Genomic DNA, 20,436 nt, shown 5'->3' with positions numbered 1-20,436 from the left:
TGCCCTTTCGTGCCACCATGGGGCCATGACGCCGAACCTGCCCGGCTCGGCCGGGGACGGGCCGGGGGCGCGCATGCCGCCCGCCGGGGATCCGACCGTTCCGCCCGCGGGGCATGACGCCGGGAACGGAGGAGAGGGGTCCGGTGGTGGCGCCGGGTTCTTCGGCGGGGCCGGGCGTGGAACCAGGACGATCCTTGCCGATCCGGCATGGCGGCCGGACTCTCGGGCACAGCTGCTGTGGGGGACCGAGCTGGTGTTGAGCTGGCTGCTGCCCGTGATCGGGTTCGCGGTGTGGGTGGTGCTGGACGACGGGCGGCGCGGGTTGCAGGCGGTCGTCGGGACCGTGCTGGTGATCCTCATCGTGGCGACGGTGGCGGTGATTCCGATGTGGCGGTACTCGGTGCATCGGTGGGAGATCACCGACGAGGCCGTGTACACGCGGGTGGGGTGGTTGACGCAGGAGAGCCGGGTGGCGCCGATCTCGCGGGTGCAGACGGTGGATATCGAGCGGGGGCCGCTGGATCGGGCGTTCGGGCTGGCGACGGTGACGGTGACGACGGCCTCCTCGGCGGGGGCGGTGCCGATCGCGGGGCTCGACCTGCCGGTGGCGGAGGACGCGGTGGCGCGGTTGACGCGGATCGCTGCCCTGCACCGCGGGGATGCCACGTGAATCCGTGGCAGCGGTTGAACCGGCGGATGCTGCTGGTGCATCCGGTGAACGAGGTGATCAAGTACGTTCCGGTGCTGCTCGGGTCGGTGATCCTCGGGGCGAGCAGCGGGAATCACGCGTGGAGTCTGATTCCTACCGGGATCGTGGTGGTGCTCGCGTTGAGCCGGTGGTTCACGACGACGTATCGGGTGGGGCCGACGCATGTCGAGTTGCGGACGGGGTTGATTCAGCGGCGGAGTCTGTCGGTGCCGCGGTCGCGGATCCGGTCGGTGGATATCGAGGCTGATCTGCTGCATCGGGCGCTGGGGTTGGCGGTGCTCGCCATCGGGACCGGGCAGCAGGCCGAGGCCGGGGAGCGGTTCAAGTTGGACGCGCTGGATGCGCGGGTGGTGCCGGGGTTGCGGGCCGAGTTGCTCGCGCACACCGGGGCCGAGGTATCCGGGCCGGGACCGCAGGAGGCCGAGGTCGGGGGGCGGGAGATCGGGCACTGGCGGGCGGGGTGGGTGCGGTATGCGCCGCTGTCGCTGACCGGGTTCGCGATCGTGGCGCCGGTGGTGGGGTTCGGGTTCCAGTACGGGTTCGGGGAGAAGGTGTTCCGGTCGGCGGCGCACGGGGTCGGGGGCGGGAACGTCGCGCTGGGGATTGCCGGGCTCGTGCTGCCGGTGGTGCTGGTCGTGAGTGTGGCGTCGTGTGCGCAGTACCTGGCGACGTACTACGGGCTGCGGGTGCTGGACGACGGGCGGACGCTGCACCTGCGGTACGGGTTCTTCACGACCAGGCAGATCACGCTCGATCTGGCGCGGTTCCGCGGGGCGACGGTGAAGGAGCCGCTGCTGCTGCGGTTGGCCGGGGCCGCGGAGCTCGAGGCGATCATGACCGGGGAGAACCCGCGGCAGCGGATTCTGCCGCAGGCGCCGGAAGGGGCTGTGCATCACACGTTGGCGCATGTGCTCACGCCTGCGGCGCGGAGGGTCGGGGCGCATGCGCCGGTGCTGGTTCCGGGGGAACCGGGGGATTTCGCCCGGGCCGACGCGACCTCCGTCACGACGGAGAAGAGTGAGGTCGGCGCCACGGCGAGCGGAGCCGGGACGGATGCGCCTCCCAGCGCTGCTCCTGCCGCCGCTGGAGCACCCGGGTCGGTGGTGCTGGTTTCGCATGGCGGGGCGGCGCGGTATCGGCGGTACACCCGGGCGGTGGGTCCGGCTGCGGCGACCGCGCTGGTGCCGCTCGTGGCGAGCCTCGTGGGGGTGCGCTACTCCCCCTGGTGGTGGCTGGTACCGGCGGTGCTCACGGTCGTGGCGATCGCGCTGGCCGAGGACAGGTACCGGGGGCTCGGGCACGCGGTGCTGCCCGAGACGCCGCTCGCGCCGACCTGGCTCGTCACCCGCTCCGGCTCACTGGACCGGGAGCGCGACTGCCTGGCCGCGCCGGGTGTGCTCGGCTGGACCATCCGGCAGACGTTCTTCCAGCGCCGGGCCGGGCTGGCCACACTGGTGGCCGCGACCGGCGCGGGCAAGAAGCGCTACCTCGTGCTGGACGTTCCGGTGGCCCGCGCGCACGAGATCATCGAGCAGATCACGCCGGGACTGGCGGGAACGCGTCAGGTGCGGGCGACGTAGATCATCGGCGGGACGAGCCCGCAGAAGAGCAGCAGCAATGTCTGCCAGTTACTGCCGAGCAGCACGTCACCGCCGGGGCCGGAGGTGGCGCAGATCAGGAACCCGAGCGTCCACACCAGCAGCGGCAGCAGCCGGAGGCTCGCCCGATCGCTGACCGTGCCCGCCGCGTACACCAGCCCGACGTTCACCGCCCCCGCGACCAGCGCGGATATCGGAAACGCCACCGCGCCCAGGTAGGTGGGCAGGTACAAGACCTCAAGCACGAGCGTCAGCAGCGCGTCGACGGCGAGCACCACGAGGATGATCGGGGCCAGGGCCGCGTAGACCGGCCGGGTGTCCGTGGTCACGGAACCGGCGGGAACCCGAGCAGCTCGAGCAGGTGGCTCTGCATGTCGACGAAGGCGTAGAGCGCCGACATGTACATCTCGTGCTGGTGCGCCCCGTTCGGCCGCAGGGTGTCGACGAACGCGATGATGGCGTTCTGGAGGTCCCAGTTGTACATGGGCGAAGTCTATGCCCCGGTGGCGCCGGTCACGCCGGGCCCGGTGCCGGTTCGGCGGAATCCGGGAACTCGGCGATCCCGGCGAACAGGTCCTCCTCGCGGCCGTCCGGGCCGACCGCGCCGAGTTCGCCGCGGGCAAGCACGAAGTGCTCCTCCGGGAGGACCGGCTGGGCGACGCCGTTGGAGAGCGCGAACTCCCGGCCCGATGGCGCGAGCGTGACCTGGGTGGCGTGCGCGCGCAGCGCGGCCCGCTTGGTGGCCAGCTCGTCGGCGACATCGATGGTGGTGGTCACGGTGCTGCCCGGCACGCCGGGGAGCTCGTCCTCGGCGGGCAGCCGCCAGCCGGGCGGCAGCCGTCCGGGCAGGCCGTCGACGGTGCGCCTGGCCAGCGCGGTGGTGTGCTGGCGGAGCAGGTCGGCGTCGGTGACGGTCCAGTAGAACTTGGGGACGTCCCAGCCCTGCTCGGCGGCCGCGGAAACGGCGGCGGTGGTGATCTCGTGCGCGCGGATGTGGTCGGGGTGGCCGTAGCCGCCGTGCGGGTCGTAGCTGACGACCACGCGCGGCCTGCGCTCGAGCAGCTCGGCGGTGAGCGCCTCCACCGCGGCCTGGCCGGAGTGGATGAAGGCGCGCGGATTCGAGGCGGACGGAGTGCCGACCATGCCGGAATCGCGCCAGCGCCCGGCGCCACCGAGGAAGACGGGCGGACCCGCGTCCAGCGCGGCGAGCGCGCGGGTCAGCTCCAGCACCCGGTACCCGCCGAGCTGGTCGGCGTGCTCGGCGGTGAGCTGCGCCCAGCGGTCGCCGATCACCTCGCCCTCCTCGCCGAGCGTGCAGGTGACCACCGCGACCGGAATGCCGCGCCTGCGGTAGTGCGCGATCGTGCCGCCGGTGGTGATGGTCTCGTCGTCGGGGTGCGCGTGCACCAGCAGCAGCCCGCCGATGGCGATCACGGGAGCCGCCGCCACATCGCGGCGTCACCGAAGATGCCGACCTGGATGGCGCCGCTCAGCGAGGCGCCGTCCACCCGGGGGCCCGCGGCGGCGACCACGTTGTCCTGCATGATCGGCAGCACCGTGTTGAGCGCCCAGAGCTTGGGCTCGGCGTCGGCGAGCACCGCCGCGACGTCGATGCCGCGCAGCGCCGTGTCGATGGCGGGCTGCAGGGTCGGGTCGCAGACGCCGGAGAGGTTGCTCGGGGCCCGCCTGGCGGCCTCGACGTCGGCGGGCTCGTCCTCGCCGTCGCCGAGCTGCGGGCGCGGCGGCGGGCAGCCGTAGCGGGAGGCGAGCACGGTGGCCGGGTCGGAGCCGGCGACCTCCCAGCCGACGATGACGTCGATATTGCCGTCGACGAGCTCCCTGCCGTACAGCTCGTCGGCGGGGAGGCTGCGCACGGTGGCGTCGATGCCCGCGCTGCGCAGCTGGTCGGCGGCGGTATTGGCGACCGCGAGGGTGCTGGCGTCCTGCTGCACCGCGCCGATCCGGACGGTGAGCGCCCTGCCGTTCTTGCCGACGGTGCGCGGCTGCGGGGCGGGCGAGGTGACCGAGGTGTTCGGCGGCGGCTCGGGAGCCCGGCCGAAGCCGGCCTCGGCGAGCATGGCGAAGGCCTGCTCGGGGCTCGGGCGGGGCGGAGCGGTCGGGACGTAGCCGGGGTCGGAGGGGGCCAGGATCTGCGCCTTGGCCGGTTCGTACCAGTCACCGGTCTGCGCGCCGACGGTGGCGAGCAGCGTCGGGTCGAGCAGCGCGAGCACGGCGGCGCGCACCCTGGGGTCGCCGAGGTCGCCGGAGCGGCTGTTCAGCACCATCTGCATGACCCGGGACTGCGGCATGATGCCGGTCCGCACCGACGGGATGGCGGCGAGCTGGGCGCGGGTCGCGACGCCGCCGTGCACGAGCGCCATCTGGGTGTCGTTGGTGCGCAGCGACCCGGCCAGCTGGGCGGGGGTGCCGCCGCGGCGCAGCAGGATCTGGTCCGGCACCGCGGGGGTGCCCCAGTAGCGGTCGTTGCGCTCGAGCAGGATCTCCTCGCGGCCGGTGTCGGCCGAGCGGATGCCGAACGGCCCTCCGGCGACCCTGACCCCGTTGACCTCGCCGTTCATCCCGCGCTCGAAGCCGCCGGGGGCATCCTTGAGCAGGTGCGAGGGCAGCAGGTTGGCGAAGAGCTCGCGCCAGGCCGGGTAGGGCTGGGTGAGCGTGACGGTCACGGTCTTGCCGCCCGCCGACGACTCCACGTCCTCGATCAGCCGGTAGCCGGCCGGGTCGGTGACGCCGGGCTGGGAGATCATCTCCTGCCACAGGTAGCGGAAGTCCTCGGCCGCGATCGGGGCGCCGTCCGACCAGGACGCCTCGTTGCGCAGCTTGTAGGTGATGGTGAAGGGCTCCTGGGCGGAGATGTCCGCCGAGTTGACCAGCGCGGAGTCCGGCACCCAGTCGGTCGCGCCGGGCGCGGCCAGGCTCGGGATCGGCCGGAACGGGCTGGGCAGCACCATGGAGGCGATGGCCGCGGTGGCCTGCGACTGGTCGGCCCGCAGGTGCGGGTTGAAGGCGCTGCCGATGCTGTCCAGCGCCACCACGACCGTGGTGGCGGCCGGCTTCACCGGCGTGGTCTGCGGGCTGTTGGTGCTCTCGATCGGCGGCGGCGGGTTCGCCGCGCAGCCGCCGACCAGCACCACGAGGGCAGCCAGGGCGAGCGCGGTACGCGCCGCTCCCCGGTGCCGGATCCACGCACGACGGCGTGCGCGCTTGCTCCCACCCATCACCACGCCACGGACTCTACTGGGCCGTCCCGCATCCGGCCTCGCTGCGGGACGGCTCCCACCCAGCACGATCTACTGCGCCGCGGCCCGATCCCGAGCCTTGCGCCGGGAGAGCTCCCGGCCCCGCTCGGTGGCGCCGAGGATGACCTTGCGCACCCGGACCACCTCGGGGGTGACCTCGACGCACTCGTCGCCCGCGCAGAACTCCATCGCGGCCTCCAGGTCCAGCTGCAGCGGCTTGGCGAGGGTCTCGAACACATCCGCGGTGGAGCTGCGCATATTGGTCAGCTTCTTCTCGCGGGTGACGTTGATGTCGAGGTCCTCGGCGCGCGGGTTGATCCCGACCACCATGCCCTCGTAGGTGTCGGCGCCCGGCTCGACGAAGAACTGCCCGCGATCGCCGAGCTGGATCATGGCGAACGGGGTCACGGTGCCCGCGCGGTCGGAGACCAGCGAACCGGTGTGCCGCGCCCGGATCTCCCCCGCCCACGGCGCGTACCCGTGCGCCACGGCGTTGGCGATGCCGGTGCCGCGGGTCTCGGTGAGGAAGTCGGTGCGGAAGCCGATCAGGCCGCGCGAGGGGACGATGAACTCCATCCGCACCCAGCCCGCGGAGTGGTTGGTCATCTGCACCATCTTGCCCTTGCGGGCGGCGAGCAGCTGGGTGATCGCGCCGAGGTACTCCTCCGGCGCGTCGACGGTGAGCTCCTCGAAGGGCTCGTGCACCTTGCCGTCGACGTTCCTGGTGACCACCTGCGGCTTGCCGACGGTGAGCTCGAAGCCCTCCCGGCGCATCTGCTCGACCAGGATGGCCAGCGCCAGCTCACCGCGGCCCTGCACCTCCCAGGCGTCCGGGCGGCCGATGTCGAGCACCCGGAGCGAGACGTTGCCGACCAGCTCCTGGTCCAGCCGCGACTTCACCATGCGGGCGGTGAGCTTGTGCCCCTGCACCCGGCCGACCAGCGGCGAGGTGTTGGTGCCGATGGTCACCGAGATGGCGGGCTCGTCGACGGTGATCCGGGGCAGCGCCACCGGGTTCTCCGAGTCGGCGAGGGTGTCGCCGATCATGATCTCCGGGATGCCGGCGATGGCGACGATGTCGCCCGCGACCGCGACCTCACCGGGGGTGCGCTCGACGCCGATGGTCTGCAGCAGCTCGGTGATCCGCACCTGCTTGACCCCGTCGGCGTGCATCCACGCCACGGTCGAGCCCTTGCGCAGCTCGCCGCTGTAGATGCGGACCAGCGCGAGCCTGCCGAGGAAGGCGGAGGCGTCGAGGTTGGTGACGTGCGCCTGCAGCGGGCCGGTCGGGTCGCCCTTGGGCGCCGGGATGTTCTCCAGCAGGACGTCGAAGAGCGCGTCCAGGTTCTCCGCGGAGGGGGCGTTGCCGTTCTCCGGGCGCTCCTTGCTCGCCTTGCCCTCGCGGCCGGAGGCGTAGAGCACCGGCAGATCGAGCGCCAGCTCGGCGGCCTCGGCGGCGGCGTCGTCCAGGTCGGAGGCGAGGTCGAGGAGCAGGTCGTGGCTCTCCTCGACGACCTCCTCGATCCTGGCGTCGGGGCGGTCGGTCTTGTTGACCACCAGGATCACCGGCAGCGAGGCGGCGAGCGCCTTGCGCAGCACGAACCTGGTCTGCGGCAGCGGCCCCTCGGAGGCGTCCACCAGCAGCACGACGCCGTCGACCATGGAGAGGCCGCGCTCGACCTCACCACCGAAGTCGGCGTGGCCGGGGGTATCGATGACATTGATGACGGTGACCGAGCCGTCGGGGTGGTGCCGATGCACCGCGGTGTTCTTGGCGAGAATGGTGATGCCCTTCTCGCGCTCCAGATCACCGGAGTCCATCACTCGATCGACGAGTTCGGCGCGTTCGGCGAACGCCCCCGACTGCCGGAGCATGGCGTCGACCAGGGTCGTCTTGCCGTGGTCGACGTGGGCCACGATGGCGACGTTGCGAAAATCGCGTGCAGACGACACGCCTGATCCTCCTGCTGTTGATGTGCGGTGCCGGCCGTCGCGTGGAAAATACGGGCGAGGACAGAGCTCGCCGGGCGCACGACCGGGTCACACACTACCGGCAGGCCGCTTCGGACCCACGGTCGCGTGCAGGGTGTTCTCGCGCACGCAAAGTTAGGCTAAGCTAACCATCGTGGGTATCAAGGCGGAGAAGGTTTCCACGTTGAAACCGAAGAAGAAGTGCTGTCGGAAGAAGACGCGCTGCGTGAAGTGCCCCGTGGTCGTCATGCGGATGAAGAAGCTGGAAGCGGCCGGCGTCTGCGGCAAGGACCTGAAGAAGGGGCTCAAAGCCGCGCGCGCCGCGTAGCTTCGCTCCGCTCGAACGGGTACCCAGGCTCCATGGGTACGCCACTGCTGACCGATTCCGAGATCACCGAGGCACTGTCCGAGCTGGACGGCTGGTCCCGCGAAGGTGACGCCATCACCCGCGCGATCGAGGCCGAGTCCTTCCTGGCAGGCATCGATCTGGTGCGCCGGGTGGCCGAGGCCGCCGAGCGAGCCGATCACCACCCCGACATCGACATCCGGTGGCGCACCGTCACCTACACCCTCAGCACGCACTCCGCGGGCGGGCTCACGGCACAGGACGTGGCGCTGGCTCGGGAGATAGATCGGCTGGCTCGCTCCGGCGGCTGAGCCGTCCCGAGCGAATGATCCACAGGTAGGTGGCCACCGCGCCGATCACGTCGACCGCGCCGAGCCAGGAGAGCACGGCCGGGCGCGGGATGGTCCAGATCGAGTCCTGGAAGAAGGAGAGGATCCAGGGCACCCCGATCAGGGTGGTCACCAGCCAGTAACCGGCCAGGAGCCGCGCCCCCGCGGCCGCCCGCAGCGGCCCGTACAGCAGCCAGAGCACCGTCGGCACCAGCCACACCCAGTGGTGCGACCACGAGATCGGCGAGACCAGCAACCCGAAGATCTGCACCACGATCAGGGTGCCGAGCAGGTCGTCCGAGGCCAGCGCGCGCCAGGCCAGGAACGCGAGCACCGCCGCGACCAGCACCGCCCCGATCCACATCGGGCCGCTCTGCACGTCGTGCCCGAGCAACCGGCTGAGCGTGCCGCGCAGTGACTGATTCCACACCGATCCCACCGGGCCGATCCGGTCGGCGTCGCCGAGCAGCGTGGTGAAGTAGCGCCTGGCATCCGCTGGGGCCACCAGAAAACTGAGCCCGACGGTCGCGGCGAAGACCACCGCCGAGAAGACCGCGGCGAGCCAGCGCCTGCGGGCCACGAAGTACAGCCCGGTGATGGCCGGGGTCAGCTTGATCCCGGCGATCAGCCCGACCAGCCCGCCGGAGACCCACCACCGGCTGCTGCGCACCGCCAGCATCGCGCCGAGTACCAGGAAGACGTTCACCTGGCCGTAGTCGATGGTGGTGCGCACCGGCTCGGTCCACATCCCGATCGCCGTCCACCAGATCGCCGCGGTGCGCCACCCGGGCTCGGCCGCGGTCGCTCTGCCGAGCAGCAGTTCGAAGCTGATCCGGATCACGGCGTAGAGCCCGGCCACGATGGCCAGCAACCAGCCCACCGCGACCAGGGTGAACGGCAGGTAGTGCAGTGGGAGGAAGACCATCGCCGCGAACGGCGGGTAGGTGAAGGGCAGCGGGAAGTCGGGGGTCTTCTCCGCGTAGGTGAAGTCGTAGAGGGTGTCGTTCAGCAGCCCGGCCGAACCGTCCACGTAGACGTGCAGGTCGACGACGTTCATCCCGTTCGGGACGAAGAGCAGCCAGGACAGCCGGGCGAGGACGGAGAGCCCCAGCACCGCGACGGCCCAGCGCAGGTGTCGATTCACATCGCGAGCTTTCGATATAGCCGCGGCGGGATCCGGCGCGACGGCGGGAAGGGCCGCTTCACCTTAGCGGGACCGGGTTCGGCGCGGCGTGCCCGGCCCGACGTCGCCCGGCAGTAACATGAGTCACACTGTCAACTCCGGTAACAGACGCTCGAGTGTCCCACCCAGTACCGGCACAGCTCGACGCGCGCATCGGGGCGGTGGCGCTGTACACACGGCGACGTTGTCCCTAAAGTGACCCCGACACGATGGCGTTCTCGCCTTCGCGTCCCCCGATGTACCCGAAGGTAAGGACGGCTAGCCCAGTGCTTCGCACCCGATCGCGGATCGCCCTTTCCGCCCTCGCCCTCACGGCGAGTGCCACTCTGGCCGTGCCCGCCACCTCGGTGGCCGCCCCGGCGCCGGCGGCGACCGCGGCCGGCTACAGCGTGCCGATGGTTCCCGAAGGCGTCCCGGTGGACGCGCTCGCCGCTCTCGCCCCTGCCATCGCAGGCGCCATCGCGGGTCCGGCGGATGTCGCCGCAGGCCCGCAGGCCGCCATCCTCGACCAGGCCAAGGCGCTGCTCGCGAGCCTGAACCTGCCGCCGCAGATCCGCTCGACGCTGGAGCGGATCATCACGTTCCTCGACGGCAGCGGCGGCGGCGGCCCGGAGATCCCGGACGACGGCCCGGTCATCGCGCAGTTCCTCTACCCCTCGATCGGCAAGGGCTGCATCAGCGCCTCGGCCGACTCGATCGGCACCGCGCTCGCGGTTCCCGGCCCGGCCCAGCTGCCGCCGCCCGGCCCCGCCTCCGGCCAGACCGGCTTCGTCTTCACCGCGCTCGGCACCAAGGAGCCGACCGAGGTGCAGAACCCGCCGTTCACCGTGCAGTGGCTGAACCTGGACACCAGGCAGTCCGGCGTGCAGGTGCTGACCAACGAGGCGAAGATCAACCCGGGTGGCCCGGCCACGCTCTCGGCCATCGTCGACACCGGCCGCGGCCGGATCGCCGCCGTGGTCTCCGGTTCGCTGACCACCCAGGCCGACGCGGAGTCGGAGCCGCGCACCTGCTCCTTCCTGCCGACGCTCGGATTCTTCAGCGTGGCCTGATATTTCCCGCCATGAGGGCGCCCCGCGAGCCACGCTCGCGGGGCGCCGTCATGTGTGATAGACCACAAGCATGGTGAGCACCAGACGGTCGATCCGGAGCAGGCGGTCGCTGCTGTCCATTCGTTCCGAGGGGTCGATCCTGTCGATCGGCTCGGCCTACTCGATCCTGTCCGTCGGGAGCGTGGGGTCGGTGCTCTCGGTCGGCTCGGTGGGGTCGTTCGGCTCGCTGCTCTCGTCCGGGTCGTTCCTCAGCCTCGGCTCGGCCTTCTCCGGGCTCTCCCGCTGGTCACTGCTCTCCTGGCGCGGGCTGCACGCCGAGCCGGAGCGCAGGCCGGTGCTGCGCGTCGTCCCGGACGCGGAGCCGGATCCGGTGCTGCACAGCCAGACCTAGCCCGGGATCACCACTGCCCGTACTGCGGGCGCAGGATGTGGTTCCGGTCGATGCCGACGCCGTCGATGGCGCGCTTGTCGATCTCGAACTGGTGCAGGTGCGCGGCGGGGTGCACGAAGCCCTTGGGCGTGCCCCAGTCGTGCTGCCAGAACCAGCTCGCCAGCCCGGCCACCCTGGCCAGCTCGATGGTCGGCGCGTTGGCGTAGATGCCGGTGTTGCTCTTGCCGACCACCCCGTTCCAGCCGAGCAGGTAGGGCGCGATCATGGTGGCGAACTCGACGGGGGTCGGGTTGTCGTCGATGGCGGCGTAGATCGGCCGGTCCTCCGGCCCGCCCGCCTCGCGGTGCAGCTCCAGCCCGCGCTCGGCGTGTTCGCGCCCGGCCGCGAGGCCGCCGCGCCAGTCCGCCGTCGGGCCCTTGCCGAACTGATAGCAGGAGACGATCTCCAGCCCGGCGTCCCGCAGATCGGCCACCTCGCCGGCGAGCAGCGGCTTGCCCGCCATCCATTCGGCGCCCGGCCTGCGGTCGGAGACGTACCGGATGACGCCGGCGTGCCCGGCCTCCGCGATGGCCTCGGCCGAGGGAACACCGCCGGAGTAGTCGATCAGGGTGCCGAGCGGGGCGGCGGAGGCGCCGGGGGCGCGCATTCCGACCGCGGCGACGGCGGCGCCCGCGGCCGCGAGACCGAGCAGGCCGCGACGGGAGAGGGCAGCGGAGGACGAGCACATCGCAGGACTCCTTCGTGAACCCCCCGTGCACCCTGTCGAACTCGGTAGAACAGCGTGCCCGGCGCACCTTCCCCTGGTCACACGCGCCGGGAGCCTCGAACGTGGACTCATTTCACCACAAACCCCACCCGAACCGCCAGACTCACGAACAACAGCGGTTACACGGACTTCCCGATCCGCGCGCCCACGTCGATCACCCGGCCGGAGCCGGAGGTGAGTTCCTTGCGGATCACCCCCGCGACCTGCGCCACCACCTGCTTGCGGATCTTGGCGAGCGCGCCGAGCGTCGCCGCCCTGACCCCTTCGGCGGCGAGCTCCAGCCGGATCTCGGCCGGGTCCGGCGGGTCCACGTCGATGACGAGCAGCAGCGGGTCGGCGGCGCGGGCGGCCAGCACCAGCGGCACCTCCAGCTCGGCCCGGTACCGGTTGGCCTTGAGCACGTCGACGGTGATGTCCAGCGCGACCGGCAGCGTGATGTCGTAGACCACCGGCTCGATGTGGCCGGGCGCGGGCTCGCGGGGGCGCAGCGTCGGCAGCCGGACGGCGCCGCGCACGGTCACCGTCGCCCGGCGGCCCGGGCCGGTGCGCAGCGGCCCGATCTCGATCGGCCTGCCCGCCAGCCGCTCCTCCAGCACCGCGTTCACCCGCTCCGGGGTGACCAGCAGCGGGAAGAAGCGCCTGCCGAACTCGGCGTAGTCGATCCAGTCGAACGCCCACTCCGCCTCGGCCCTGCGGCGGTGCGCGGATTCGGTTCCGGCGACGATCGCCTCGATGTCGAAGACCCGGCGGCGGCGGGTCTGCGGGTCGGCGAGCATGGGGTTCACCCGGTTGGCGACCTCGCGCTGGACGACGCCGGCGATCGGGTCGAGCAGCATCTCGTTCACCGCGTCGCCCGCCTGGGTGCGCAGCACGACGCTCACGTCGTCGGGGCGGATGGCGGGGATGTCGATGACCACGAGCAGCGGGCTCGCGGTGCGGGCGTGCAGCGCGACCTCCACCGAGACCACGGCCTCCAGCCGCAGCTTGCGGCCACCGAGCAGCGCCTTCAGCGCCAGCGAGACCGGAACCGTCACGGTGTAGTGCACGTGCGGGCCGTGCCGGACGATCCGCGGCTCCCCCACCTTGCCCTCGGCCACGAACCCGGCGAGCCCGGCCGGGCCGAGCTTGAACGGCCCGAAGGTGATCTTGCGCCCGGTGACCCCGGCGACCGCGGCGGCCACCCGCTCCTCGGTGACGGCGTGGGCGACGAAGCGCTCGCCGAACTCCGCGTACTCCAGCCACTCCTGCTCGGGCACGGGCTCCCGCTCCGCGCGCAGGGCCGGGGCGGGCGGTGTCTCGTCGGTCGGGCGCATCTCGTCTTCCGAAAAAACCTCGAGCTGGGCAGCGGACACAGCACACGCTACGCGACGAGCGGGGAACCCTGTCCTGCCGATGAGGGGGAGGCAGGACAGGGCCCGGGAAACGACGCTGCCGGGCGCCGCGCTCCCATCGTAAGCCCCCCGCGCCGAAACGCCACCCTCGCATCGGCCATTCAGGTTGAGCGGCAACAGTTTTGCTCGGCCCGACCGGAACCCCCCGCGGGCTGCCGACCTCGGCCGGAGAGCGCAACGCGCCGCTCCCGGCGCGCGGAACGCCCGCTCCGCGGGGTAGGAGGGGTTAGTCTGCATCGCAACACCGGGCCGTGGGAGGCAATCCTGGACACCTTGTGGACCTTCGTGGTGAACCGGCGCGAGCAGCTGCTCACCGATTCCTATCTGCATGTCTCGGCGGTGGTGCAGTCGGTGTTCCTGGCCACCCTGATCGCGGTGCTGATCGGGATCCTGGTGTATCGCAGCCCGTTCGGTTCCTCGGTGGCGACGGCGCTGGCCAGCGCCGTCCTCACCATCCCGTCCTTCGCGCTGCTCGGGCTGCTGATCCCGATCTTCGGCCTCGGCGTCGCGCCGACCGTGATCGCGCTGGTGCTCTACGCGCTGCTGCCGATCCTGCGCAACACGATCGTCGGGCTGGCGGCGGTGGATCCCGCCGTCACCGACGCGGCCCGCGGCGTCGGGATGAACTCGCTGCGGGTGCTCACCCGGATCGAGCTGCCATTGGCCTGGCCCGCCATTCTCGCCGGCATGCGGGTCAGCACCCAGATGATCATGGGAATCCTCGCCATCGCGGCGTACGCCAAGGGCCCCGGCCTCGGCAACCTGATCTTCTCCGGGCTGGCCAGGCTGGGCAGCCCGACCGCCGTGCCGATGGCGCTGACCGGCACCGTGCTGATCGTGATCCTGGCCCTGCTGCTCGACGGGATCCTCGTCCTCGTCGGACGACTCACCATCTCGAGGGGAACGACGTGACCGACACCGACCTGCACACGTCCGCGGGCACCGACGCGGTCTCCGGCGTCGAGATCGTGCTCGATTCGGTCACCAAGCGGTACCCAGGCAGCGAGAAGCCCGCGGTCGACAATGTCTCGATGACGGTGCCGCCCGGCGAGATCGTGGTCTTGGTCGGTCCGTCCGGCTGCGGCAAGACCACGACCATGCGGATGATCAACCGGCTGATCGAGCCCACCTCGGGGAAGATCACCATCGGCGGCGAGGACGCGCTGCGGATCAACGGCGACCAGCTGCGCCGCAAGATCGGCTACGCCATCCAGCAGTCCGGGCTCTTCCCGCACCTCACCGTCGCCAAGAACATCGCGACCGTGCCCGGGCTGCTCGGCTGGGACAAGAAGCGGATCGCCGCCCGGGTCGAGGAGATGCTCGACCTGGTCGGGCTGGACGCCGCGACCTTCCACGACCGCTACCCGCGCCAGCTCTCCGGCGGCCAGCAGCAGCGCGTCGGGGTGGCCCGCGCGCTCGCCGCCGACCCGCCGGTGCTGCTGATGGACGAGCCGTTCGGCGCGGTCGATCCGATCACCCGCGGCTTCCTGCAGGACGAGCTGCTCCGGCTACAGGCCGAGCTGCACAAGACCATCGTCTTCGTCACCCACGACTTCGCCGAGGCGGTCAAGCTGGGCGATCGGATCGCGGTGCTCGGCAATCAATCCCGCATCCTGCAGTACGACACCCCCGAGGCCATCCTGGCCGCGCCCGCCGACGACACCGTGGCCGGCTTCGTCGGGGCGGGCGCCGGGCTGCGGCAGCTCACGCTCACCCGGGTGAGCGATATCGAGCTGCACCCCACCCCGGCGGCGCTGGAGACCGACGACATCGCCGGCCTGCGCGCCGAGCTCGCCCGCAGCGGGGACTCCCTCGCGCTCGTGCTCGACGAGCGGCGCAGGCCGCTGCGCTGGGTCACCGCCGACCAGCTGGACCGCGCCGCCTCGCTCGCCGCGGTCGGCACCCCGGTGGCCGACTGGGTCGCGCGGCGCTCGACGCTGCAGGACGCGCTGGAGGCGCTGCTCGCCGAGCCGACCGCGACCGCCATCGTCACCGGCGACCGGAACGAGTACCTCGGCACCATCGCGGTCGACACCCTGGTGTCGCACCTGGCGACGGTGCGGCACGCCGCCGAGTCGCCGGAGCACGAGGCGGCGAAGCCCGCGGCGGGCAATGCCGAGCCGTCCGGCGGAAGTTCGGAGCCGGCGTGAGCACCGCGGTCTCCACCGGCGCCGAGCGCAGGGCCGAGCGGCTGCGGCTGCTGGCCCAGCCGCTGCTCGTCGCGCTCCTCGTCGCCGGGGTGCTGATCTGGGCCTTCAACCGGGATCTCACCGCGACCCAGGAGGCGAGCGTCAATGTCTCCAATGTCGCCACCGTGACCTGGCAGCACATCCTGATCACGGTGACCGTCGTGCTGATCGTGGTCGCGCTGGCGGTGCCGATCGGCACCCTGGTCACCCGGCCCGGCTGGCGCAGGCTGGCCCCGGTCTTCGTCGGCATCGCCAATATCGGCGCGGCGGCTCCGGCGATCGGCCTGATCGTGCTGTTCTACCTGGTCACCAGCACCACCGGGTTCTGGATCGGGGTGGCGCCGATCGCCTTCTACTCGCTGCTCCCGGTGCTGCGGAACACCATCCTCGGCTACCAGCAGGTCGATCCGGCGGTGGTGGACGCGGGCCGCGGGCAGGGCATGTCGCAGTGGGCCGTGCTGCGGCGCATCGAGTTCCCGCTCGCCATTCCGTACATCCTGGCCGGGCTGCGCACCTCGCTGGTGCTCGCGGTCGGAACCGCGACGCTCTCCTTCCTGGTCAGCGCGGGCGGGCTCGGCATCCTCATCGATACCGGCTACAAGCTGCGGGACAACGTCACCCTGGTGCTCGGGGCGGTGCTCGCGGTCGCGCTCGCGCTGCTGGTGGACTGGCTGGGCGCGCTGGCCGAGCAGTACCTGGGGCCCAAGGGCCTGCGGTGAGGGCGGGCCGCGGTACGGGCCGGGGGCTCGGCGCGCTGCTGGCGGCGGCGGTGCTGGCGCTGACCGGGTGCGGGCTCGAGTCCGGTGGCGCGGTGCCGCTGAGCGTCGGGCCCGGCAGCATCCAGCCGGTCCCGGAGCTGGAGGGGGTCGCGGTGACCGTCGGCTCCAAGGACTTCACCGAGCAGCTCATCCTCGGCTACATCATCGAGTTCGCGCTCACCGCGGCCGGGATGGACGTCCGCGACCTGACCAATATCCAGGGCTCGAACAGCCTGCGCGATTCCCAGCTCAACGACCAGATCGACATCGCCTTCGACTACACAGGCACCGGCTGGATCAACTACCTCGGCAACGAGAAGCCGATCCCGGACTCACAGGGCCAGTTCGAGGCGGTGCGCGACGCCGATCTCGCCGCCAACGGCATGCGCTGGGCCGCGATGGCCCCGGTGAACAACACCTACGCGCTCGCCACCAGCGCGGCGTACGCGCAGCAGACCGGGGTGCGCAGCCTCTCCGACTACGCGAAGCTGCTCAACTCCGACCCGGGCGCCGCCGTGACCTGCGTCGGCACCGAGTTCAACGTCCGGCAGGACGGCTACCCCGGCATGGCGGAGGCCTACGACATCGACAACGGCAGCGCGCCCAAGCAGATCGTGCAGGACGCGGTGGTCTACAGCGCGGTCGCCGACGGCGGCTCCTGCCGGTTCGGCTCGGTGGCCGCCACCGACGGCCGCATTCCGGCGCTCGACCTGCTGCTGCTCACCGACGATCGCGCCTTCTTCCCCAAGTACAACGCCGCGCTGGTGCTGAGCGACGCCTACGCCACGGAGCACCCGCAGGTGATCACCGTGCTGGAGCCGATCACGAAGCTGCTCACCAACGAGTCGGTGACCGAGCTGAACCGGCTGGTCGACGTGGAGGGCAGGGAGCCCGCCGAGGTGGCGCGGGACTGGATGGTCGAGCAGGGCTTCGTCACGAAGGGGTAGCGGCGTCCGCGGTGCGCTTCATCGGGATGCAGGCGGTGATCAGCACCGCCAGCGCGGCCGCGGCGACCGAGATGTGGAAGGTCAGCAGGAAGCCGTCCCGCGAGGGCAGCTGGTGCCCGCCGAGCTCCATCGTCATGTGCGCGAGCACCACGCTCATCACCGCCGCCGAGGTCGAGGTGCCGATGGCGCGCATGAGCGCGTTCAGGCCGTTGGCCGCGCCGGTCTCGCTGATCGGCACCGCGCCCATGATCAGCGCGGGCATGGCCGCGTAGGCCAGCCCGATGCCCGCCGCCACGATGCTCGCGGCCAGCACGATCTGCCAGACCGCGCCCATCCACACCACCGCGCTCAGGTAGCCGAGCCCGACCACCGTCGCGCCGAGCCCCAGCGTCAGCTTCGGGCTGCGCGCGGCCGAGATCCGCGCCGAGACCGGCGAGAGCAGCAGCATCATCAACCCGCCGGGGGCGAGCGCCAGCCCCGCCGCGACCATGGAGAGGCCGAAGCCGTAGCCGGTCGCCTCCGGCGCCATGAGCAGCTGCGGGAAGGTCAGCGACATGCCGTAGAGCGCGAAGCCGATCGCGATCGATGCCAGGTTGGTGAGCAGCACCCGTGGCCGGGCGGAGACCCGCAGGTCGACCAGCGGCGCCTTCCGGCGCAGCTCGTACCAGCCGAAGACGAGCCCGGCGGCCAGCGCGAGCGCGAGCAGCCCCAGCGTGCTGCCGCTGCTCCAGCCCCAGTCGACGCCCTTGGTGATGGCGACCAGCAGCGCGACCAGCGTCACGGCGAGCCCGATGGCGCCGAGGAAGTCGAAGGGGGCGGGCGTGCGCACCGCCGACTCCGGCACCAGCAGGAAGACCAACACCGCGCAGAGCGCGCCGAGCCCGGCCGAGGTCCAGAAGAGCACGTGCCAGTCCGCGTTCTGCGCGATCACCGCGGCGAGCGGGAGCCCGACGGCGCCGCCGACGCCGAGCGTCGCGCTCATCACCGCGATGGCCGAGCCCACCCGCTGCGGCGGCAGCTCGTCGCGCAGGATGCTGATCCCGAGCGGAATCGCGCCGGTGGCCGCGCCCTGCAGCGCCCGGCCGACGATCTCCGGCCCCAGCGAGGAGGAGAGCGCGCAGACCAGCGATCCGACGACCAGCAGCGACAGCGATACCAGCAGGATCCGCCGCTTGCCGAACATGTCGCCGAGCCTGCCGCTGATCGGCATCATCACCGCACCGGCCAGCAGCGTGGCGGTGATGACCCAGGAGGCATTGGTCGGCGAGGTGCCGAGCAGCCCGGGCAGCAGCGGGACGATCGGGATGACCAGGGTCTGCATGAGCGAGACCACGACGCCGACCGTGCTCAGCGTGGCGATCAGGACGGCGGGCGGCGGCAGGCGGCGCTCGCCGCCGAGTGACCCGGTGTCGGGTTCGGCGGTGATACTCACATGTGCACGGTACACACCATGTGCATCGTGCACAATTTGGCGCTCCCCCGCTCCTGGGACATAGTGGTCGAATGTCCGATTCCGGTTCCGGCGAGTACGACCCGGTCGAACGGCTCTCGTTCGAGCTGACCCTGCTCTCCCGGCATTACACCGGCGCCACCCCGCGACGCGCGGGGCACCAGCTCGAGCGCTCGGCCTTCCTCATCCTGACCCGGCTGGAACTGGAGCACGCGCTCAGCCTGCGCGAGCTCGCCGAGGCGTTCCGGCTCGACATCTCGACGCTGAACCGCCAGGTGGCGGCGATGTCCAGGCAGCAGCTCGTGGTGCGGGTCCCCGACCCGGACGGCGGGGTGGCGCGCAAGGTGCGGGCCAGCGCCAAGGGGCTGGAGCTGCTCGCCGCCGACCGCGCGCTGGCGCACGAGGGGCTGCGGACGGTGGTCTCCGAGTGGCCGGCGGCCGACCTGGCTCAGCTCGGCGCGCTCATCGCCCGGTTCAACCGGGATATCGAGCAGCGCGAAGAGAATCCGTGGCCGCGCCCCGCCGCCGAATCCGTCGCCGAACCAGGTCAGCGACCGTAAATTCCTCGCCGCCCGGCGAAAACCTCCCGCCCGCTTCGGATCCGCCGCGGACAGCACCGTTTCGGATCGCGGTGGCGAGGCATTCCGTTTTCGACACATCGGGTTCGGCAAAGGAGGAATCGGGTGTCTGCTGGAGTGTTGGCCATCGTGGTACTCGTGGTGATCGTCGCCGCGGCCGGGATCGCCCTATTGGTGCGGCCCGCGCTACGGAGCAACAAGCTGAAGCGCAGATTCGGCCCCGAGTACGACCGCGTGGTGACCGCGGCGCCGGACAAGCGCAGCGGCGAGCACGAACTACTCGACCGCGAGCGCAAGCACGCGGACCTCGAACTGCGACCGCTGGAGCCGGCACGCGCCGCGAAGTACTCGGAGCGCTGGAACGGCGTGCAGGAGCAGTTCGTCGACGACCCGGCCGGCGCGGTGCGGGAGGCCGACCGCCTGGTCACCGAGGTGATGGCCGAACGCGGCTACCCCACCGGCGGGTACGAGGAGCAGGCCGCGCACCTTTCGGTGCGGCACACGGCGGTCCTCGAGCACTACCGGAAGGGCCACGAGATCGCCGGCCGCGACGCCTCCACCGAGGATCAGCGCACCGCCATCGTGCACTTCCGCGAAATCTTCCGTGACCTGCTCGACGATGGCCATTACAGCACCGAGGACGTGAACGCATGAGCACCGACCAGAACAGCACCCGCGACCGGGACCAGGTCCGGATCAGCGGCGGGCCGGGAGCGCCCGGCGAATCCACCGCGGTCACCGAGCCTTCGGCGACGCCGCGCCCGACGCGGGATACCTTCGACGGCCACGAGCCGCACGCAGGCGAGCGGCACGCGCCGACCGACCCCGGCACCGACGGCACGCACACCGCGTCGGACACCGACCTGACGCACCGCACAGCGGATACCGATCGGGCGCACGAGCCGTTCGACACCGATCGGGCGTACAGCGCGACGGATACCGACGGGACGCACGAGAAGTCGCACTCCACCGTGGTGACGGACGACGCGGCGACCGCGGACGGACTGTCCGGCAAGCCGACGATCACGGCCAACCCGGCCGCCTCCGTCGAGCCCACTACCGGCCACCGCAGCGACCACGACACCACCCCCGACCTCGACGTGGAGCCGCACTCCGCCACGGTCTCCCGCGAACCCGGCGTCCCGGCCACCACCGCGACGACCCCGCAGTCCGTGAATGCCGCCGACAAGCCGTTCTTCGACCGCGACCTGCTCGACGTCCTGGAAACCCGCTGGAAGGAAGTCCAGGGCTCCTTCGTCGACAACCCGCACGACGCCGTCACCAGGGCGGACCTGCTGGTGGCCGAGACCGTCGAGCAGATCACCACCCGCTGGTCCGAGCGCCAGCAGCAACTGCAGGGCCGCTGGTCCCGCGGCACCGACGGCGACACCGAGGACCTGCGCCAGGCGCTGCGCGAGTACCGCGACTTCTTCCAGAAGCTGCTCACGCTCGGCAACTGACCGACGCTCGACCGCACCGGCCCGCGAATCCGATTCGCGGGCCGGTGCTTTCGGCGTTCCC

Annotated in this window: 22 protein-coding genes; 13 read left to right on the top strand and 9 right to left on the bottom strand. The window is 71.6% G+C overall.

The genetic code is table 11. The features are described 5' to 3' along the window. The first annotated feature begins 190 nt into the window (after positions 1-190). Together ACFO0B_RS01480 and ACFO0B_RS01475 are read left to right on the top strand one after the other, a co-directional pair. On the top strand, positions 191-670 hold the full coding sequence (locus tag ACFO0B_RS01480; protein ID WP_378610485.1) for a PH domain-containing protein: 480 nt from the start codon (positions 191-193) through the stop codon (positions 668-670). Then, positions 667-2,289: a PH domain-containing protein gene (locus tag ACFO0B_RS01475; RefSeq protein ID WP_378610416.1), complete on the top strand. Its 1,623-nt coding sequence runs from the start codon at positions 667-669 to the stop codon at positions 2,287-2,289. Before ACFO0B_RS01480 ends, ACFO0B_RS01475 begins: the two co-directional genes overlap by 4 nt. Here ACFO0B_RS01475 and ACFO0B_RS01470 read toward each other — a convergent pair. From ACFO0B_RS01470 to typA, 5 genes are all read right to left on the bottom strand, one after another. Next, positions 2,271-2,636, bottom strand: a complete 366-nt coding sequence (locus ACFO0B_RS01470; protein WP_378610415.1) for a hypothetical protein — start codon at positions 2,634-2,636, stop codon at positions 2,271-2,273. The two genes, ACFO0B_RS01475 and ACFO0B_RS01470, sit on opposite strands and share 19 nt — an antisense overlap. Next, positions 2,633-2,791, bottom strand: coding sequence for a hypothetical protein (locus ACFO0B_RS01465; protein ID WP_378610414.1), 159 nt, complete (start codon positions 2,789-2,791; stop codon positions 2,633-2,635). Before ACFO0B_RS01465 ends, ACFO0B_RS01470 begins: the two co-directional genes overlap by 4 nt. 29 nt (positions 2,792-2,820) lie before the next feature. Next, positions 2,821-3,756: an N-acetyl-1-D-myo-inositol-2-amino-2-deoxy-alpha-D-glucopyranoside deacetylase gene (mshB, locus tag ACFO0B_RS01460; protein ID WP_378610413.1), complete on the bottom strand. Its 936-nt coding sequence runs from the start codon at positions 3,754-3,756 to the stop codon at positions 2,821-2,823. Then, a complete protein-coding gene (locus ACFO0B_RS01455; RefSeq protein ID WP_378610484.1) occupies positions 3,738-5,543 on the bottom strand; it encodes an ABC transporter family substrate-binding protein in 1,806 nt (601 codons plus the stop codon). Before ACFO0B_RS01455 ends, mshB begins: the two co-directional genes overlap by 19 nt. Before the next feature lie 72 nt (positions 5,544-5,615). Continuing rightward, positions 5,616-7,517 (bottom strand): translational GTPase TypA, encoded by a 1,902-nt coding sequence (gene typA, locus ACFO0B_RS01450; RefSeq protein WP_378610412.1) that lies wholly within the window; start codon positions 7,515-7,517, stop codon positions 5,616-5,618. A 172-nt stretch (positions 7,518-7,689) separates the two neighbouring features. Here typA and ACFO0B_RS01445 point away from each other — a divergent pair, with 172 nt between their 5' ends. Continuing rightward, positions 7,690-7,863: a hypothetical protein gene (locus ACFO0B_RS01445; protein WP_233020323.1), complete on the top strand. Its 174-nt coding sequence runs from the start codon at positions 7,690-7,692 to the stop codon at positions 7,861-7,863. Between the two features lie 32 nt (positions 7,864-7,895). Further along, the gene (locus ACFO0B_RS01440) at positions 7,896-8,192 is read left to right on the top strand and encodes a 4a-hydroxytetrahydrobiopterin dehydratase (RefSeq protein WP_378610411.1); all 297 of its coding nucleotides are present in this window, start codon (positions 7,896-7,898) and stop codon (positions 8,190-8,192) included. Here ACFO0B_RS01440 and ACFO0B_RS01435 read toward each other — a convergent pair. Further along, positions 8,131-9,354, bottom strand: coding sequence for a mannosyltransferase (locus ACFO0B_RS01435; protein WP_378610410.1), 1,224 nt, complete (start codon positions 9,352-9,354; stop codon positions 8,131-8,133). The genes ACFO0B_RS01440 and ACFO0B_RS01435 overlap by 62 nt on opposite strands. Positions 9,355-9,659: 305 nt before the next feature. Between ACFO0B_RS01435 and ACFO0B_RS01430 the strand changes: the two genes are divergently transcribed. Both ACFO0B_RS01430 and ACFO0B_RS01425 read left to right on the top strand, forming a co-directional pair. Then, positions 9,660-10,445, top strand: coding sequence for an Rv1157c family protein (locus ACFO0B_RS01430; RefSeq protein ID WP_378610409.1), 786 nt, complete (start codon positions 9,660-9,662; stop codon positions 10,443-10,445). A gap of 70 nt (positions 10,446-10,515) precedes the next feature. Next, complete coding sequence (locus ACFO0B_RS01425; protein ID WP_378610408.1) at positions 10,516-10,836, top strand: hypothetical protein; 321 nt, start codon at positions 10,516-10,518, stop codon at positions 10,834-10,836. A gap of 7 nt (positions 10,837-10,843) precedes the next feature. On the opposite strand, the gene ACFO0B_RS01420 is transcribed toward ACFO0B_RS01425, so the two are convergent. Next, positions 10,844-11,563 carry a DUF1906 domain-containing protein gene (locus ACFO0B_RS01420; RefSeq protein WP_378610407.1) on the bottom strand — a complete coding sequence of 240 codons (720 nt, stop codon included), beginning with the start codon at positions 11,561-11,563 and terminating at the stop codon, positions 10,844-10,846. Positions 11,564-11,721: 158 nt separating this feature from the next. Then, entirely contained in the window at positions 11,722-12,915 is a 1,194-nt protein-coding gene (locus ACFO0B_RS01415; protein WP_378610406.1) for a hypothetical protein, read from the bottom strand. A gap of 342 nt (positions 12,916-13,257) precedes the next feature. Between ACFO0B_RS01415 and ACFO0B_RS01410 the strand changes: the two genes are divergently transcribed. Genes ACFO0B_RS01410 through ACFO0B_RS01395 form a run of 4 tightly spaced genes read left to right on the top strand, consistent with a single transcriptional unit; the run spans position 13,258 to position 16,887 of the window. Continuing rightward, complete coding sequence (locus tag ACFO0B_RS01410) at positions 13,258-13,905, top strand: ABC transporter permease (RefSeq protein ID WP_378610483.1); 648 nt, start codon at positions 13,258-13,260, stop codon at positions 13,903-13,905. Beyond that, positions 13,902-15,143: an ABC transporter ATP-binding protein gene (locus tag ACFO0B_RS01405; protein ID WP_378610405.1), complete on the top strand. Its 1,242-nt coding sequence runs from the start codon at positions 13,902-13,904 to the stop codon at positions 15,141-15,143. Before ACFO0B_RS01410 ends, ACFO0B_RS01405 begins: the two co-directional genes overlap by 4 nt. Further along, on the top strand, positions 15,140-15,901 hold the full coding sequence (locus tag ACFO0B_RS01400; protein WP_378610404.1) for an ABC transporter permease: 762 nt from the start codon (positions 15,140-15,142) through the stop codon (positions 15,899-15,901). The genes ACFO0B_RS01405 and ACFO0B_RS01400 overlap by 4 nt, the downstream gene beginning before the upstream one ends. Beyond that, positions 15,898-16,887, top strand: a complete 990-nt coding sequence (locus tag ACFO0B_RS01395) for a glycine betaine ABC transporter substrate-binding protein (RefSeq protein WP_378610403.1) — start codon at positions 15,898-15,900, stop codon at positions 16,885-16,887. The genes ACFO0B_RS01400 and ACFO0B_RS01395 overlap by 4 nt, the downstream gene beginning before the upstream one ends. Here ACFO0B_RS01395 and ACFO0B_RS01390 read toward each other — a convergent pair. After that, complete coding sequence (locus ACFO0B_RS01390) at positions 16,874-18,319, bottom strand: MFS transporter (protein ID WP_378610402.1); 1,446 nt, start codon at positions 18,317-18,319, stop codon at positions 16,874-16,876. The two genes, ACFO0B_RS01395 and ACFO0B_RS01390, sit on opposite strands and share 14 nt — an antisense overlap. A 71-nt stretch (positions 18,320-18,390) precedes the next feature. Here ACFO0B_RS01390 and ACFO0B_RS01385 point away from each other — a divergent pair, with 71 nt between their 5' ends. From ACFO0B_RS01385 to ACFO0B_RS01375, 3 genes are all read left to right on the top strand, one after another. After that, positions 18,391-18,897 carry a MarR family winged helix-turn-helix transcriptional regulator gene (locus tag ACFO0B_RS01385; protein ID WP_378610401.1) on the top strand — a complete coding sequence of 169 codons (507 nt, stop codon included), beginning with the start codon at positions 18,391-18,393 and terminating at the stop codon, positions 18,895-18,897. Between the two features lie 123 nt (positions 18,898-19,020). After that, positions 19,021-19,569: a hypothetical protein gene (locus tag ACFO0B_RS01380; RefSeq protein WP_378610400.1), complete on the top strand. Its 549-nt coding sequence runs from the start codon at positions 19,021-19,023 to the stop codon at positions 19,567-19,569. Further along, a complete protein-coding gene (locus ACFO0B_RS01375) occupies positions 19,566-20,375 on the top strand; it encodes a hypothetical protein (protein WP_378610399.1) in 810 nt (269 codons plus the stop codon). The genes ACFO0B_RS01380 and ACFO0B_RS01375 overlap by 4 nt, the downstream gene beginning before the upstream one ends. Positions 20,376-20,436: the final 61 nt, after the last annotated feature.

This window comes from Nocardia jiangsuensis (genome assembly GCF_042650385.1).
In the GTDB taxonomy this organism is placed as follows: domain Bacteria; phylum Actinomycetota; class Actinomycetes; order Mycobacteriales; family Mycobacteriaceae; genus Nocardia; species Nocardia jiangsuensis.
This window is presented reverse-complemented; position numbering and strand designations above follow the sequence as displayed.